Source organism: Paenibacillus sp. Soil522 (genome assembly GCF_001428245.1).
Lineage (GTDB): Bacteria > Bacillota > Bacilli > Paenibacillales > Paenibacillaceae > Pristimantibacillus.
Window position 1 is genome coordinate 22,573 of sequence record NZ_LMRV01000024.1, and the last position, 16,609, is coordinate 39,181.

Annotated in this window: 12 protein-coding genes; 11 read left to right on the forward strand and 1 reads right to left on the reverse strand. The window is 48.1% G+C overall.

What is annotated here, in order from left to right; genetic code table 11:
- The first annotated feature begins 1 nt into the window (after nucleotide 1).
- The 3 genes from larC to ASG81_RS03990 all read left to right on the forward strand — a co-directional run bounded on the left by larC (nucleotide 2) and on the right by ASG81_RS03990 (nucleotide 3,442).
- Entirely contained in the window at nucleotides 2-1,405 is a 1,404-nt protein-coding gene (gene larC / locus ASG81_RS03980) for a nickel pincer cofactor biosynthesis protein LarC (protein WP_056629450.1), read from the forward strand.
- 10 nt (nucleotides 1,406-1,415) lie between these two features.
- Nucleotides 1,416-2,075, forward strand: a complete 660-nt coding sequence (locus tag ASG81_RS03985) for a HoxN/HupN/NixA family nickel/cobalt transporter (protein ID WP_056629453.1) — start codon at nucleotides 1,416-1,418, stop codon at nucleotides 2,073-2,075.
- Nucleotides 2,076-2,179: 104 nt separating this feature from the next.
- A complete protein-coding gene (locus ASG81_RS03990) occupies nucleotides 2,180-3,442 on the forward strand; it encodes a glucuronate isomerase (RefSeq protein ID WP_056629456.1) in 1,263 nt (420 codons plus the stop codon).
- 221 nt (nucleotides 3,443-3,663) lie between these two features.
- On the opposite strand, the gene ASG81_RS03995 is transcribed toward ASG81_RS03990, so the two are convergent.
- Nucleotides 3,664-4,284 (reverse strand): GntR family transcriptional regulator, encoded by a 621-nt coding sequence (locus ASG81_RS03995; protein ID WP_056629458.1) that lies wholly within the window; start codon nucleotides 4,282-4,284, stop codon nucleotides 3,664-3,666.
- A 183-nt stretch (nucleotides 4,285-4,467) separates the two neighbouring features.
- Between ASG81_RS03995 and garR the strand changes: the two genes are divergently transcribed.
- The 8 genes from garR to nirB (ASG81_RS04035) all read left to right on the forward strand — a co-directional run bounded on the left by garR (nucleotide 4,468) and on the right by nirB (ASG81_RS04035) (nucleotide 16,605).
- Complete coding sequence (gene garR, locus ASG81_RS04000; protein ID WP_056629460.1) at nucleotides 4,468-5,361, forward strand: 2-hydroxy-3-oxopropionate reductase; 894 nt, start codon at nucleotides 4,468-4,470, stop codon at nucleotides 5,359-5,361.
- A 79-nt stretch (nucleotides 5,362-5,440) separates the two neighbouring features.
- Nucleotides 5,441-6,880 carry a four-carbon acid sugar kinase family protein gene (locus tag ASG81_RS04005; RefSeq protein WP_056629462.1) on the forward strand — a complete coding sequence of 480 codons (1,440 nt, stop codon included), beginning with the start codon at nucleotides 5,441-5,443 and terminating at the stop codon, nucleotides 6,878-6,880.
- Between the two features lie 63 nt (nucleotides 6,881-6,943).
- Nucleotides 6,944-7,783, forward strand: coding sequence for a class II fructose-bisphosphate aldolase (locus tag ASG81_RS04010; RefSeq protein ID WP_056629464.1), 840 nt, complete (start codon nucleotides 6,944-6,946; stop codon nucleotides 7,781-7,783).
- Between the two features lie 55 nt (nucleotides 7,784-7,838).
- Nucleotides 7,839-9,197 carry a GntP family permease gene (locus ASG81_RS04015; RefSeq protein ID WP_056629466.1) on the forward strand — a complete coding sequence of 453 codons (1,359 nt, stop codon included), beginning with the start codon at nucleotides 7,839-7,841 and terminating at the stop codon, nucleotides 9,195-9,197.
- Between the two features lie 951 nt (nucleotides 9,198-10,148).
- Nucleotides 10,149-12,566 carry a nitrite reductase large subunit NirB gene (gene nirB, locus ASG81_RS04020; protein WP_056629467.1) on the forward strand — a complete coding sequence of 806 codons (2,418 nt, stop codon included), beginning with the start codon at nucleotides 10,149-10,151 and terminating at the stop codon, nucleotides 12,564-12,566.
- Between the two features lie 16 nt (nucleotides 12,567-12,582).
- Nucleotides 12,583-12,918 carry a nitrite reductase small subunit NirD gene (gene nirD, locus ASG81_RS04025; protein ID WP_056629471.1) on the forward strand — a complete coding sequence of 112 codons (336 nt, stop codon included), beginning with the start codon at nucleotides 12,583-12,585 and terminating at the stop codon, nucleotides 12,916-12,918.
- 31 nt (nucleotides 12,919-12,949) lie between these two features.
- Nucleotides 12,950-14,128 carry an MFS transporter gene (locus ASG81_RS04030; protein WP_056629723.1) on the forward strand — a complete coding sequence of 393 codons (1,179 nt, stop codon included), beginning with the start codon at nucleotides 12,950-12,952 and terminating at the stop codon, nucleotides 14,126-14,128.
- Between the two features lie 107 nt (nucleotides 14,129-14,235).
- On the forward strand, nucleotides 14,236-16,605 hold the full coding sequence (nirB, locus tag ASG81_RS04035; RefSeq protein ID WP_081417122.1) for a nitrite reductase large subunit NirB: 2,370 nt from the start codon (nucleotides 14,236-14,238) through the stop codon (nucleotides 16,603-16,605).
- Nucleotides 16,606-16,609: the final 4 nt, after the last annotated feature.

Below are 16,609 nucleotides of genomic sequence, written 5' to 3' on the forward strand. Positions count from 1 at the left end.
GATGAGGACGGTCTATTTGGATTGTATTTCTGGCATCGCAGGAGATATGGCGCTGTCCGCTTTGGTGGACCTGGGTGCAGATCGGGATTACATTATCAGCCATTTAGCGAAATTGCCTATCGATCCATTTACGATGCAATTCGTACAGGTGGACCGAAGGGGAATTTCGGCGAAATGGCTGAAGCTAAACTTTGATCAGATTGTACGTAATGAAGGTCATTTACAGCAGCATCAGCATCACCATGATCACCATCATGATCACAACCATCACCATTATGAAAAGCTTATTTCTGTTGAGTCTCATACGCATCATGAGCATTCACATGCGCACTCTCATGATCATTCACATGGGCATTCACATGAACACACTCATGAACACACTCATGGACACACTCATGAACACACTCATGAACACACTCATGAACACACATATGAACACACTCATGAGCATAGAAAAGCTTCCGACATTCTTCGGATGATCGAGGTTTCAAGCTTGCCTGAGCGTGTTAAAGAGAGGAGTCTGACGATATTCCGCCTAATCGCCGAAGCGGAAGGCAAGATCCATGGCATGGACCCGGCCGACGTCCATTTTCACGAAGTGGGAGCTATGGACTCCATTTTGGACGTTATTGGCGTTTGCTTGGCTCTCGAGAGCCTCAATGCCGGCAAAATAATCGTTTCTCCCGTACCAACAGGAACTGGCAGGCTCCGTATGGCTCACGGTTTGTATCCGATTCCGGCTCCTGCGACGGCGGAGCTGCTGCGCGGCGTACCTTTATCTTCGTTCACGGCTATGGGTGAATTGACGACGCCAACCGGCGCCGGGATCGTCAAAGCGCTGGCCTCTGACTTCGGTCCATTGCCTGCTGGGACGATTGACCGAATTGGATATGGCGCAGGCACCAAAAATTTCGACCATCCGAACGTTGTAAGAGCGATATTATTTCAGCAGGAGCAGAAGGAAAGCTCTATAGAGACGATTGTCGTACTCGAAGCGCAGGTGGATGATTCGACGGGAGAGACGCTAGGTTATGCGATGGAAAAGCTGTTTGAAGCCGGAGCGCTCGATGTTTTTCATACTCCGGTATATATGAAAAAAAATCGTCCTGGTGTCCTCGTTAGTGTTCTATGCTATCCGGCAAACAGCGATCGTTGTGAAGAGACGCTCCTCGCGGAAACGTCCACCTTCGGCGTACGCAGGAGCGAATGGCAGCGAAGAGCGCTTGAACGTCAGTGGATTCAAGTGCAAACCCCTTTTGGGTCCATTCGGGTGAAGCAGGCTGTTGCCGGAGAGAGGATCATTCGCCAATCTCCAGAATTTGAAGATGCGGCTCAAGCAGCAAGAACGTTTGGAGTTCCTCTCGAAACCGTCTATCGCGAAGTATATAAACGGTTAAACGAATAGGAGGATATTAGTGGAGTTTATAGGTTTGTTAGCGTTGTCAATATTGCTTGGTTTACGTCATGGTATTGATTATGACCATATAGCGGCTTTGGCCGACATAACCGGCGGGAGCATAGGTTCGAAAAAAGAAAGGTTGAAGCTGTCACTTTGGTACGCGGGCGGTCATGAGACTGTCATTTTTATTTTGGGCTGCAGCATTTTGCTGTTTGCCTGGACCGTGCCTATTTGGGCCGACCATCTGATGGGCAAAGCGGTGGGGCTTACCCTAATATTCATGTCGGTCCTTATGCTGCTTGGAAGACGAAACGGTAAAGCTGCCTATTGGAGTCGCGGGATTAGCATGTTTCAGAAGCTTAGGCGGAGAAACAGCGAGCCGTTTACGTTTACGCGGCGGAATGTATTTACGATCGGAATCATACATGGCATTGGTGCGGAAACACCGACTCAGCTTTTGCTGTTCACAACTGTGGCCGGAGCCGCGGCGGTTAATCACGGGATTTTTGCAGTCACGGCCTTCAGCTGCGGTTTACTTATTTCCCATGCAATTATAGCCATTATAAGTATTTGGTTTCATGATTTATCCAAAAAAATTCGTCCCATGCTTCCAATTACGATGTATGCGGCTTGCTTGTTCAGTTTTGTTCTTGGAGTAAGCTATTTGATAAAGTAATTGCGGTCTTTTTTAACAATGTTGTTATTGTCTTGGATATAACATAAATGGAGAGAAGGCAATTATCACGAACAATGAAATAACTAAAAAAAGGGGAAATGAAAATGAATACTCAAACGGTTGTTAGTTTGGCTGACCTTCGGCACACTGTTGAGCGCTTGGCTCTCAGCATGCCCGTCACCGATATGCATACGCATTTATATGCGCCTGAATTTGGAAATTTGCTTTTGTGGGGCATAGATGATTTACTGACTTATCATTATTTGATTTCGGAATCGTTCCGCTGGTCAGAGGAAGAATACAGTCACTTCTGGTCTATGTCGAAGCGTGAGCAAGCGGATTGGATATGGAAATTGCTATTCCTTGATCATTCTCCGGTAAGCGAGGCTGCTAGCGGCTTTATTACGATTCTTAAACGCCTTGGACTGGACGTATCCTCGCGTAACCTGAACGATTACCGTAAGGCACTCGAGAAACGTACCGTGTATGAACAGGTCGATACTGTGATGCAAATCGCGGGGATCGAAAAAATCGTTATGACTAACGACCCGTTCGATCCCGCAGAACGTCCAATCTGGCTGTCAGGAAAAGGAAAAACAGATCCCCGATTTTATGCGGCGCTTCGGGTTGATGCGCTGCTAAATGACTGGCCTCATGCCGTGAGCGAGCTTCAAAGTCTTGGTTATGATGTGCAAGCTGAGTGGACAGAACGGACGAAAGCGGAATCCCGCCGTTTTCTATCGGAATGGATTATTCAAATGGATGCTCTCTACCTTGCGGTTTCCATGCCTGGCGACTTTAAATATCCGGCCGAAGATCATCGAAGCAAGATGATTGACGAGGTTATGGTACCGGTATGCCAAGAGCAAAATATTCCTTTTGCGCTTATGATAGGCGTCCGGAGAAAAGTGAATCCATCGCTTGGATTGGCAGGCGATATGAGCATGCTGTCAGACGTGTCGGCAGTTGAAGCATTATGCCGCCGTTATCCGGATCAGAAGTTTCTTATTACGATGCTGGCAAGAGAAAACCAGCATGAATTGACGGTGCTTGCCCGTAAGTTCCGCAACCTGATGATTTTCGGCTGCTGGTGGTTTTTGCATATCGAATCCATGGTTGAGGAAATGACGCGATTCCGCTTGGAGCTGCTAGGTACTTCGATGATCCCGCAGCACTCTGACTGCCGTGTCTTCGAGCAGCTGATCTATAAATGGGAGCATTCGCGAAAAATCATCGGGAATGTGCTGGCGGACAAATACGAAAAGCTGCATCATAGCGGTTGGAACGTGACAGAAGAGGAAATAAAAAGAGATTTGGATGATATGTTGAACCGGAACTTTTGGCGCTTTCTTGGCAAGGGGCAATAACGGGCAAGAGGCAAAAAAATATAAAATTTTACTTCATTCCGATTCCCATAGCCAGTCCATCTTTAATTTACCGGAAGTCCATCCTTTTATTCATTATAGTTCGAATGAAATATGCTTTATCAAAAAAAAACGGCTCTTCCATCATGGAGATGGAAGAGCCGTTTTTTTTGTGCAAAGCTAGGAGATCATAATGCGTATCGTTTGATGGAAATGCAAAGATGCTAACGGATAAGGTGTAAGCAAAACTCCAGATCAGACTGCAGATGTTCTTTCATCAGCTGCTCTGCGATATTGCCGTTGTGCGCCTTTATGGCTTCACAGATTTCATGGTGCTCATCAATGAGAAAGGGGCGGTGATGATAGACGACCGTGTGCCGGAACAGATAAATAACGGACTGCATGCGGTCGAATAAATCGATCATGAGCGAATTGTTGCTGGCACGCATGATGATTTCATGGAACTCTTTGTTGGCTTCCATAATTTCGTCCAGCTCGCCGGAGCGGCCGATCTCCACGCATTGCTCCAGAGCCAGCAGCTCTTTCTCAGATAAGTAGGAAGCAGCACACTGTGCCGCATGTCCTTCGATCAGCTTTCTCAGCTCGAAGGTGTTGCGCAAATCGGTTTCCGACAGCTTCACGACTCGCTTATTGACGACAAGCCCTTCCTGCTCCAGCTTGCGGATGGACTCGCGGATGGGTGTGCGGCTGACGTTGAGCTCGGCGGCAAGCTTCTCCTCGATCAGCTTAGTTCCCTGGGCAAGCGTTCCGTTCAGAATCATGTCTCTTATCTCTTTGTAAGACTGTTGATATGCCGTTATGGATTTATGGTTGCTGCGTTGCATGCTTATTCACCTCTACTGTCTACTTTAGCGAAAAGCTCGGCTTTAAACAATCATTTATCGCTCGTTTTATTAAAAATGTATTCCATAATAAAATAATTGTATACAAAATCATAATTATTGTTTACAATATGGGAAGTGATAGAGATTGATAACGTTTACAATATGAGTTGGAGGGATAACAACATGAAGAAGAGAATCGGATTTATCGGTTTGGGTATTATGGGCCGCCCGATGTCATCAAACCTGCTGAAAGCTGGCTATGAACTGAGCGTATTCGATATTAATAAAGAGGCTGTCACAGCACTTGCGGCCGAAGGAGCCAGGGCAGCGGCATCGCCTAAGGAAGTTGCTGAGCACAGCGAGATTATATTTACGATGCTGCCGAATTCCCAGCATGTCAAAGAAGTTATTTTGGGTGAGAACGGGATTTTGAATGGGGCATCTAAAGGAAGCGTCATCATCGATATGAGCTCGATCTCGCCGGTTGTATCCAAGGAGCTGTCCGTGAAAGCGGTTAATGCTGGTCTTTCCATGCTGGATGCGCCAGTAAGCGGAGGCGAGCCGAAAGCAATCAACGGTACGCTTGCGATAATGGTTGGCGGCAGTGAGAGCGTATTTGACAGCGTTCAGGATGTGCTTCACGTACTCGGAGAAGATGTTACGCTGGTCGGCGACAATGGCTGCGGCGCAACAGCGAAGCTGGCTAATCAGATTATCGTCAATCTCAACATCGCGGCGATGTCGGAAGCGCTCGTATTCGCGGCGAAAGCGGGAATCAATGTCGAGAAGATGTACAAGGCCATTCGCGGCGGTCTGGCGGGCAGCGCCGTACTCGATGCTAAAGTACCGCTCATTCTGAAGCGTAACTTCGTAGCCGGCGGACGCATCGATATTAACCTTAAAGACATGACTAATGTGATGGAAACCGCTCATGATATCGGAGTGCCGCTGCCGCTGAGTAGCCAGCTGCTGGAAATTTTCCACGCGCTTAAAGTCGATGGCAAAGCTGCCGATGATCATGGCGGCATCGTGCAATATTTCGAGAAGCTTGCAGGCGTTGAGGTTAAAGGCGTGTAACAAATGCTTGGGCAACAGTAAAGTTTCACACGGTTATGAAATAGTGATGTTAAGTCATTCAAAATGAGGTGGATATAACATGATTAGCGAGGCGAAACATACTACGCTTGCAGCTGTACAGGCGAAGCTGCCGGCCGAATGGGATAACAGCGGTCTGCGGCAGGAAATCAAACGGCTCAACGACTCCCGGAACCGGAAAATTATCGTGCTGGACGATGATCCAACAGGCGTTCAGACGGTTCATGACATTGATGTATTGACGGAGTGGGATAAAGAACTGCTGTCGGAGGCGTTCGATGCTCCAGAATCGCTCTTTTATATTTTGACAAATACCCGGGGACTTGACGCTGAAACCGCAGAGCGGATCAATCGTGAGATTGCCCGCAACGTGCAAGCGGTTGCGAGCGAGAAGGGCAAGTCGTTTACCTTTGTCAGCCGCAGCGATTCCATGCTGCGCGGGTATTACCCGCTTGAAACGGATGTCCTTTCCGAGGAAGTGTCGCGCCTGAGCGGTCAAAGCTACGACGGCCAGCTTATTATCCCTGCTTTCTTCGAGGCTGGACGCGTAACGTATGATAACACCCACTACATGCTAGAGGGAGAAAAGCTTATTCCCGTGCAAGAGACGGAATTCGCCAAGGATAAAGTGTTTGGCTACGAGAACGGCAACTTGACTGCATGGGTAGAAGAGAAGACAGAGGGCCGTATCAAAAGTGAACAATGCCTCGTTATTTCTCTGGATCAGTTGCGCAAGGGACCGGAAGCGGTCAAAGAAGTGCTGCTGGGAGCTGTGGGCAATGTGCCGGTAATCGTCAACGCGCTAACTTACGCGGACATGGATGTGCTCTCGCTCGCTCTGCTGCAAGCGGAGGAGGAAGGCAAATCGTTTATTTTCCGCACAGCGGCATCGTTCGTGAAATCATATGCCGGCATCTCGGATCAGGAATACCTCCCGAAGGAGAAGCTGATTGCAAGCGGACAGGAGAGCCATGGCGGCATTGTCGTCGTAGGATCTTATGTGCAGAAAACAACGCGCCAGCTGGGGCATTTGCTCACTTTTCCGGGTATCGTTGCGCTGGAGATCGACGTAGAGCAGGTTCTCGATCCTGCAGCGTACAAACTTGAGATTGGCCGCGTCATTGCTCAAGCGAACAGACATATTGCCGAAGGCAGCAATGTCGTCGTATTCAGCAGCCGCAAGCTCATCGCAGTAGATAACGTAGCCGACAATTTCAAAATAAGCCAGACGGTATCGGGAGCGCTTGTTGAAATTGTGCAGTCTCTTAAGGTCGTTCCGAAGTTTATTATTGCCAAAGGAGGCATTACTTCCAGCGATGTGGCGACAAAGGGTCTTGCCATCCGCAAGGCGCGTGTGCTTGGCCAGGTTGCGGCGGGCATTCCCGTGTGGCAAACCGGGGATGAGGCCAAATTCAGCGGCATTCCTTACATCGTGTTTCCGGGCAATGTAGGCGGGGAGCGGACGCTGCTTGAGACGGTCGAGAAAATCGAGAATAAATAGCAGAGCTAATAGTCGCCCATAGAACAACCGAACAAATTAAAAGAGAAAGGAGTGAAGCCGTTCGTGATCGTGAATACTAAAGAAATGCTGACAGCGGCACAGCAAGGAAATTATGCGGTAGCTGCGTTCAATGTATACAATCAGGAAACGGTACAAGCAGCTGTCCGCGCGGCTGAAAGCCAGAGTATGCCGGTTATGATTGCTCTCGGGGAACGCTATTTCCCTACCGTTGATGTTGAAGGCTTCGCTGCCATGGTCAAGGCTATCGGAGCCAAATCATCCGTTCCGGTTGCGCTTCACCTGGACCATGCTTACGAGAAGGAATCGATTGAGCGTGCGATTGCCAGCGGTTTTTCTTCCGTTATGTACGACGGCTCCAAGTACAGCTTTGAGCAAAATGTTGAACAAACAAAAGAGATCGTCTCGATCGCACACATTGCGGGCGTATCCGTAGAAGCGGAGATTGGCTCGCTCGCAAGAGGTTCTTTCTCAGACGAGGAAGAAGGCAGCGGAACAATGACTAACCCGGCTGATGCCAAGCAGTTCGTAGCGGAAACGGGTGTCGACTTTCTGGCGGCAGCCATCGGTACGGTACACGGCATGTACAGCGGCGAGCCGAACATTAATCTTCAGCTGCTGGAGCAAATCCGCGCTGCAATTGACATTCCGCTTGTGCTGCATGGCGGCTCCGGCACACCGGATGCCATCATTGTCGAAACGATCAAACGCGGCATTTGTAAAATTAATGTAAATACCGAAATTTCGCTGGCTGCCGTATCGTTTCTGAAAGATCATGTGGCAGCTTATCCAAGCACTCATCTGTCGTCAGTTATGGCTGAGCTGGAGAACGCTATTGTACCGGCCATGAGCCGCTTCGTTTCATTGTTTGCAAACAGGGCTTGACCCTGTTTTCATTTCTTAACAAGAGAGCGTTTACATTAAATGGGGGGTTATAACGATGTATTCTATATTTGGACTCAGTCATGATGCAAGTTTGCTGCTGTATGCGGTCATTTCTATTATTGGTTTGATCCTGCTTATCGCTAAAGTGAAAATGAATCCTTTTATCGCTCTTATTGTAGGAGCTGTATTTATGGGGCTCATTTCGGGAATGCCGTTGACGGGTATCGTCAAGGCCTTTCAAGAAGGGGTAGCTAACGTTCTTGGTTTTATAGCGATTGTATTAGGACTCGGTACGATGCTGGGCAAGCTGATGGCCGAATCAGGCGGTGCCGAACGGGTTGCCAAAACGATGGTGCGCGTATTCGGTGAGAAAAATGTCCACTGGGCGATGATGGTCGTTGCTGTTATCTGTGGTATACCGGTGTTCTTTCAGGTCGGACTTGTGCTTTTATTCCCGCTCGTATTCGTAATTGCCAAGCACACGGGCACCTCGCTGATTAAAATCGGACTTTCACTCGTTGCGGGCTTGGCCGTCGTGCACAGTCTCATTCCTCCTCATCCGGCAGCGATGCTGGCGGTAGGCATCTTCAATGCCAATATCGGAAAAACGATATTTCTGGCGCTAATCGTATCCTTGCCGGCGGCCGCAATTGCCGGTCCGCTTTACGGTTCTTGGATTGCGAAGCGCATCAAGTCGGAAGCCTCGAGCGATCTGATGGCGCAGTTTACCGAAACGAAAGAAAAAGAACTGCCGGGCTTCGGCATTACGATCTTTACGATTTTGCTGCCGGTTATTATCATGCTTCTGGCGACAGTTGTCGACCTGATACTGCCGGAAACAAACATCTTCAGACAGGTCATTGACTTCATTGGAAGTCCGATTATTGCCCTGCTGCTCGCGCTGCTGTTCTCACTCTACTCCTTCGGCTATGCACGCGGCTTCAACAGCAATGAGCTGTTGAAATTCACGAATGATTGTCTTGGTCCGGTAGCTTCCATCATCCTGCTGATCGGCGCGGGCGGCGGCTTTAACAAAATTTTGACTGCCAGCGGCGTAGGCGATGCGATTGCCGGCTTTGCCCAAAATGCGAATTTGTCGCCGCTTGTGCTTGCATTTGTAATCGCCGGCCTCATACGGGCAGCCGTTGGCTCGGCAACTGTCGCAATGACGACCGCTGCCGGAATTGTTGCCCCGATAGCGGCAACGATGCCTGGTGTTAGTCCGGAGCTGCTTGTTCTCGCTACAGGAGCAGGTTCCATTATTTTGTCCCATGTTAACGATTCCGGCTTCTGGATCGTTAAGGAGTACTTGAATTTATCCGTACCGCAAACGTTGAAAACGTGGACAGTAATGGAAACTATTCTCGGCTTTACGGCTTTTGCCCTCGTTATGGTATTGAGTATCTTCATCTAAATTTGTGCAGCCTCACGCAAAAGCCACGTCAGATGACGTGGCTTTTTTGCATACTCTCAGAAATCTCGACCGTAATTGTACAGCCGGGCTATTGCTACTCCACTTTATTAGAATAAATGAACATCTCTATAATAAAACCGAATAGCATTTGTTATCCTCATGAATTGACTCTTTAACGGCCGTGTTATATTATGTGACATATAAACAATTACGCAAAGAAAAAAACGTGGTTCTCGTGTTATATAATTTTACGCATCGTTGGTTTCAACTAATAGTCATGAGGAGTGGTTGCGATGAAATTGTTATTTATTATTGCAGGTATGCTGTCAGTAGTTAATTATAATAAGGTAGAAGACGATTGTGTAAGTAATCTTAACGAGGCATTTGTAGGAAACGAACAGTACTGGAAGTTGACTAAACTTTCCGTATAATCTGTTTTTCTTGAACGTTAATATAATCGCAAGCAAACGACAATAAACTTCATTTATGTTCGAAGCCTGAATACCGGGAATATGTGAAAGAGGTGTTTCCTTCACAAGGAAACACCTTTTTCTTGTTTAAACAGATTTTTCGCTTATTTAAGTTCTGAATCGCAAAAGATCCATACGCCTTGCCGTAGAATCATCACTTGTAAGTGTGAGATAAATTAACATAATAAGAAAACAAGTGTTCACATTTCGAAGTTGCTGGAATCAATATACAATTGATGACGCATTCAAGTGCTAAAATCGGGTAAAAAGCGAACGATTATACATTTAGAATTTATAACATACGTCATTTTGTTACAAATGTTAAATTACCTCACAAATTTTCATTGAAATATACGTCAAAATGCGTTAAATTAGAGGTAAGGATTAAATGTGTGAGTATATATGACGTCAAGTTGAGAGCTTATCTTAAATATCGATGGTCAAATTTACGAATGCTTAACTATTTAGGAGTGTGAATGGGATGAAGAAGAAGCTGGTTTTGATAGGTAACGGTATGGCGGGTGTGAATTGTATCGAGCAGATTTTGAAGCTGGTCCCGAACCGGTATGACATTACCATCTTCGGAAGCGAACCTCATCCGAACTATAATCGAATCATGCTGTCATCTGTTCTTGCAGGCGATGCGGATATGAATGATATTGTTATCAATAGTTGGGACTGGTATAGAGAAAACAACATTATTCTCCACGCGGGGCATACGGTAAGCAACATCGACACGAAACGCAAGATCGTAAGCACCGAAAGCGGCATTAAAGTACCTTACGATGATGTCATTATTGCAACCGGCTCGCTGCCTTTCATGCTTCCGCTGCCAGGCGCGGACAAAAAAGGCGTTATCGCATTCCGCGACATTAAAGATTGCGAAACGATGATGGAGACAGCGAAAAAGTACAAAAAAGCGGTTGTTATCGGCGGCGGTTTGCTCGGATTGGAAGCGGCGCGGGGACTGCTGAATCTGAATATGGAAGTGTCCGTCGTTCATAGCAACAAAATTTTGATGAACAGACAGCTGGACGAAACGGCTGGGATTATGCTGCGGAAGGAACTTCAGGAGCAAGGTATGAAATTCCTTCTCGGCAAACATACAGAGAAGATTTTAGGGAAAGAGCGGGTAACGGGTCTAAGATTTACGGACGGCTCCGAAGAGCCTGCAGATCTTCTCGTTATGGCAGTCGGCATTAAACCTAACATGGCGATGGCTAAGAAGAGCGGCATTGAAGTTAACCGCGGTATTCTCGTCAACGATTTCATGGAAACGAATATTCCGAATGTTTACTCGGTTGGCGAATGCGTGGAGCACCGCGGCATTTCGTACGGACTAGTCGCGCCATTGTACGAGCAAGCCGCCGTGCTTGCTAAGAAACTGGCGGGCCTAGAAACGGACGGCTATCACGGCTCCGTCGTTTCTACGAAGCTGAAGGTTTCGGGTGTGGATGTGTTTTCGGCGGGTCAATACTTGGATGATGTTGATACACGCGCTGTTCGTGTGCAGGATGAGTTCGGCGGCGTATACAAGAAAGTCGTCATTCAGGGCGGCAAGGTTGTCGGCTCTGTGTTATTCGGCGATATAAGCGACGGCGCGCGCCTGTTCGCCATGATCCGCAGCGGCGAGGATGTAACGGGGAAAGAAAAAGAAATATTGCTCGGCTCGGGCGGATCGGCTCCTTCCAACGCTGATTTGATTGCCTCGATGAGCGATGATGAAATTGTTTGCGGATGTAACGGCGTTTCTAAAGGCGCAGTTGTAACTGCGATCAATGAAAAAGGATGCACGAGCGTCAATGATATTAAAGCGTGTACGAAGGCTTCAGCTTCCTGTGGCGGCTGTAAACCGCTAATTGCAGATGTGCTGACGTATGTACTTGGCGCGGACGGCGTGAAAACGGTCAAGGAAGGCATTTGCGGCTGTACAACGCTTAGTCGTGATGAAGTGGTTGACGGTATCCGCGAAATGAAATTAACGACTTCTAAGGAAGTTATGCACGTTCTGAATTGGAACAATCCGGAAGGCTGCTCGAAATGCCGTCCGGCCTTGAACTACTACCTCGGCATGGTATGGCCGGAGGATCACGAGGACGAGCGCCAATCAAGATTCGTTAATGAAAGAAATCATGCCAATATTCAGAAGGACGGCACGTACTCTGTTGTTCCGAGAATTTACGGCGGGGTAACGACACCGCAGGATCTGAAGAAAATTGCCGAAGTAGCGGTGAAATATGAAGTGCCGCTAGTAAAAATTACAGGCGGACAGAGGATCGACCTTCTGGGCGTTAAGAAGGAAGACTTGCCTTCGATGTGGACGGATCTCGACATGCCGTCGGGTTACGCATACGGTAAAACGCTGCGTACGGTTAAAACATGCGTAGGATCGACGTTCTGCAGATTCGGAACGCAGGATTCGATGGCCATGGGTATCGAAATGGAGAAGCGCTTCGAACGTTTGAGCACACCGGCGAAATTTAAGATGGCCGTATCAGGCTGCCCTCGTAACTGTGCGGAAGCGACGATCAAGGATTTGGGCGTCGTTGCGATCGACGGCGGATGGGAAATTCATGTCGGCGGAAACGGCGGTACGAAAGTAAGAGTCACCGACCTGCTCGTTAAGGTGAAGACGGAGGAAGAGGTTCTGGAATGGACGGGAGCGTACATGCAGTATTACCGTGAAACCGGCAAATATAACGAACGTACGGCGGAATGGCTTGAAAGAGTCGGCCTGGATACGATTAAGGCTGCCTTGGAGAAGAAAGAAGACCGATTGGCACTCGTCGAGCGGATTGAACTTGCGCTCAGCCTGACCCAAGATCCATGGAAAGAAATTGTGGAAACTGATAAATTGCGCACAACATTCGAAAATCTACCTATTCCCACAATGAACTAGAAAGGGTGTCATCAGCATGAAACAAGTTAAAATCGGTCATATTTCTGAAATTGAGAGCATGCGTTCAAGAGTAATCTCTATCGGGGATTTGGAAATTGCTTTGTTCAAGCTATCGAACGGTGAAATAAAAGCGATTGAAAATAAATGTCCGCATAAAGGAGGCAAGCTTTCCGAAGGTATCGTATGCGATCATCACGTATTTTGTCCGCTGCATGATTGGAAAATCGATTTGAACGACGGCAAGGTACAAGACCCGGATGAAGGCTGTGTCGTTTCCTTCAAGGTTGAAGCGGACGCTGAAAGCGGCGATTTAATTCTATACGTGGAAGATAAGGCCTATCAAGCATCCTAAGGGAGACATCGGGGAGAACGGACCAATGGCAATGAATCAAACAAAAGCACTTATATATTCAACGTTCGCTATGACCGTGTCCTTCATGATCTGGTCAGTGTTTCCGCCGATTGCAGGGCAGATTCAGGAGCTTTTCAATCTGAGTACGCTTGAGAAGAGCATTCTGATTGCAACTCCTGTTCTGCTCGGATCGATTATGCGGATTCCGATGGGTATTTTAACTGACCGTCATGGTGGCAGGAAAGTGTTCACGCTCACGATGCTGTTCTTGATCCTGCCTGTGGTAGCGGCCGGATTTGCTGATTCTTATGTATGGATGCTGGTCTGCGCCTTATTTATCGGTATGGCGGGCACCACGTTTGCTATCTCATTAACTTTTGTATCCAGATGGTATCCGCCGCAAAGCCAGGGATTTATATTGGGCATTGCCGGTATGGGCAATTTAGGGGGAGCGGGAGCAAATTTTCTGCTTCCCTCCATATCATCGGCGTACGGCATTTCATGGGTATTTTTTAGCCTGGCAATAGGTATCGCGGTTATGGCTTTGGTTTTCCACACGTTTACCACGGATGCTCCGAAGCCGGCCGAACCAAAAACCTTGAAACAATCATTATCCGTCATGAAGGATAAAGCAACTTGGTATTTGTCTATCTTTTATTTTCTGACCTTCGGCGGTTTTGTCGCTTTTAGCGTTTATCTGCCGACGTTTCTTAAAGATCTGTTTCAGCTAAGCGCTTTCGATGCGGGACTCCGGACTGCGGGTTTTGTTTTGGCGGCTACGCTGATTCGGCCGGCAGGCGGCTATTTGGCTGACCGCTTCGGCAGCAGGAAAGTATTAACGTATGTCTTTTGCGGGATTATAGCTGCAGCTCTTCTCTTATCTATAACGCTTAATCATTTCGTCTATTTCAGCTTCCTATGTTTGTTTATTTCCTTACTGCTTGGTTTAGGCAATGGGGCCGTGTTCAAAATGGTGCCCGAAATATCTTCCGGAAATACAGGAGCGGTTACGGGAATTGTCGGCGCCGCAGGCGGCATTGGCGGATTTTTTCCGCCGATCGTACTCGGTTTCGTCAAAGACATGACAGGTCAATACAATTTGGGATTTATTTTTATGATGATATTTGCCCTGGCATGTTTAATCCTTAATTACTTTACCAGAAGGCCGAAACAAACGGGAGTTCAGAAGAGCATGGAGTATACAGCATAGATGCCCGGTGCCGGCAGCGCGTACCGGAAAAAACCGGAGATGCGAACGGTTCTGCTCTTTCTATTTAAAGGCGGTGCAGTCGTTTCTATCTAAATGGAGGTTTAATGATGGCGAAAAGAAAATTAGTTGTGATCGGAAACGGAATGGCGGGCGTACGCTGCGTCGAAGAAATATTAAACATCGATCGGGAAGCTTTTGAAATTACGATTTTCGGCAAAGAGCCCCATCCGAACTATAACCGCATTTTGTTATCGAAGGTGCTGCAGGGCGACACGACGATAGAAGATATTACGATCAATGACTGGCAGTGGTATAAAGACAATCATATCCAGCTTTTCACAAATGAAACGGTAACGAATGTAGATACGGAACGCAAGAGTGTCGTAACCGAATCCGGGAAAAGCGTCATCTATGATGAGCTTATTTTTGCTACGGGTTCTTTGCCTTTTATGCTGCCCCTGCCGGGTGCAAATAAAAAGGGCGTTACCGCTTTCCGGGATATTCGCGATTGTGAAACGATGGTCGAAACCTCCAAAAAATATGAGAAAGCGGTTGTCATCGGCGGAGGCTTGCTTGGGCTTGAGGCGGCTCGCGGATTGTTAAACCTCGGCATGAGAGTGGATGTCGTTCATATTTTTGACAGTATCATGGAAAGACAGCTCGACCGGACAGCAGCCAAAATGCTGCAGGCTGAGCTCGAAAAGCAAGGAATGCGCTTTTTGCTCGAGAAGCAATCGGAAGAGATAATCGGACGGAGCCGTATCGTGGGGCTGAAGTTCAAAGACGGCACCAAAACCGATGCCGATCTGCTTGTCATGGCAGTAGGCGTCAGACCTAACGTACAGCTGGCTAAGGACGGTAAGATCGAAACGAACCGCGCTATCGTCGTTAACGATTTTATGCAGACGAATGTGCCGAATGTTTATGCGGTCGGCGAATGCGCGGAACATCGCGGCATTGTATACGGGCTGGTCGCGCCGCTTTATGAGCAGGGGAAGGTACTTGCAAAAACGTTGTGCGGTACGGAAAACGAAGGCTATCATGGTTCAGTGCTGGCAACCCAGCTGAAAGTTTCGGGAGTAGACGTATTCTCTGCCGGCGAATTTATGGACAGCGACGAGGTAAAGTCGTTGAAATGGATTGACGGTATCCGCAATACGTACAAAAAAATTGTCATCCGCGATAATAAAATTGTCGGAGCGGTTTTGTTTGGCGACATTAGCGAGGGCACGAAGCTTCTTGGCATGATCAAGCAGCAGACGGATATTTCTGTCTACGAGAAAGAAATGAACGGTGCCGGAGCACGCGGCCAGGAAGCGGGGGACTCTTTAATCGCGGCCATGTCCGATAAGGAACTGGTGTGCTCTTGCAACGGGGTTACTAAAGGGACGATTATGCAGGCTATTAGGGAGCAAGGCTTGCAAACGGTAGATGAAGTGAAAAAATGTACGAAAGCATCCAGCTCATGCGGCAGCTGCAAAACGATGGTCAGCAGCATTTTGGATTACGTGCACCTTCACGGCTTTGAGCAGACGATTGAGAAAGAAACCGTCTGCGCCTGCACAACATATAGCCACGATGAGCTTATGCTGGAGATTCAGAACCGCCGTTTCGCCGATACGGCTGAAATCAGGTCCGCATTGGATTGGCAAACGGAGGCGGGTTGCGACGTATGCCGCCCTGCGCTGCATTACTATCTAGGCGTACATGGCTCGGCTGTGCTGCATGCAGACGAGAGTGTGCCGATGGGAAGGCAAGCCGATGGCACCTATGCGGTTATGCCTAAAATGCATGGAGGCATAACGACCGCGGAACAGCTGCGGCAAATTGCGGACATTGTTGAGAAATTTGAAATTCCGCTCGTGAAGCTGCTGGAAGGACCACAGCTTGGCCTGTTCGGTATTGCGGCAGCGGATGTCAAGGACGTTATGACAGATCTGAATTTACCGAACAGCGGACCGGTATACGGGAAGACGGTGGGCACGGTTGGAACATGCAGCGGTATTCAATACGCCGTAGATGCCATGCAGGATTCGATCGCACTCGGGGTCGCCTTGGAGAAGAAGCTGGAGCGGCTGCAAGTGCCGCATGAAATCAAAATCGGGGTTTCCGCCAGCCCTCACAACCATGCAGGATCGCTTACGAAGGATATCGGAATCGTTGGAGCGCCCGGTGGATGGGAGATTTATGTAGGCGGCAGCGGAGAACGCCATGTTAAGCCGGGCCAGCTGTTATATACAGCAGAAACGGATGAGATGCTGCAGACGCTTGTAGCTGCATTCCTGCAGTATTACAGAGAAACAGGTTATTATGCTGAGCGGGTGCCGCAATGGATTGAACGGCTCGGCCTGATGCAAATTAGAGAAGCGTTATTTGATCCGTATCTCTTGCAAATATTAGGAAGCCGCATGGAGAAGACGCTTTCAGATTCGCCGGAGCAAGCAAATCAGCAGCCGACAGCTGCAGTGATAAGGTGATCAG

Excerpts from the sequence above, each read along its gene's own strand:
- ASG81_RS03990 (WP_056629456.1), top strand. The coding sequence starts at position 2,180 with ATGAATACTCAAACGGTTGTTAGTTTGGCTGACCTTCGGCACACTGTT.
- nirB (WP_081417122.1), top strand. The coding sequence starts at position 14,236 with ATGGCGAAAAGAAAATTAGTTGTGATCGGAAACGGAATGGCGGGCGTA.
- ASG81_RS04005 (WP_056629462.1), top strand. The coding sequence starts at position 5,441 with ATGATTAGCGAGGCGAAACATACTACGCTTGCAGCTGTACAGGCGAAG.
- ASG81_RS04030 (WP_056629723.1), top strand. The coding sequence starts at position 12,950 with ATGAATCAAACAAAAGCACTTATATATTCAACGTTCGCTATGACCGTG.
- ASG81_RS04015 (WP_056629466.1), top strand. The coding sequence starts at position 7,839 with ATGTATTCTATATTTGGACTCAGTCATGATGCAAGTTTGCTGCTGTAT.
- garR (WP_056629460.1), top strand. The coding sequence starts at position 4,468 with ATGAAGAAGAGAATCGGATTTATCGGTTTGGGTATTATGGGCCGCCCG.
- ASG81_RS03995 (WP_056629458.1), bottom strand. The coding sequence starts at position 4,284 with ATGCAACGCAGCAACCATAAATCCATAACGGCATATCAACAGTCTTAC.
- larC (WP_056629450.1), top strand. The coding sequence starts at position 2 with ATGAGGACGGTCTATTTGGATTGTATTTCTGGCATCGCAGGAGATATG.
- nirD (WP_056629471.1), top strand. The coding sequence starts at position 12,583 with ATGAAACAAGTTAAAATCGGTCATATTTCTGAAATTGAGAGCATGCGT.
- nirB (WP_056629467.1), top strand. The coding sequence starts at position 10,149 with ATGAAGAAGAAGCTGGTTTTGATAGGTAACGGTATGGCGGGTGTGAAT.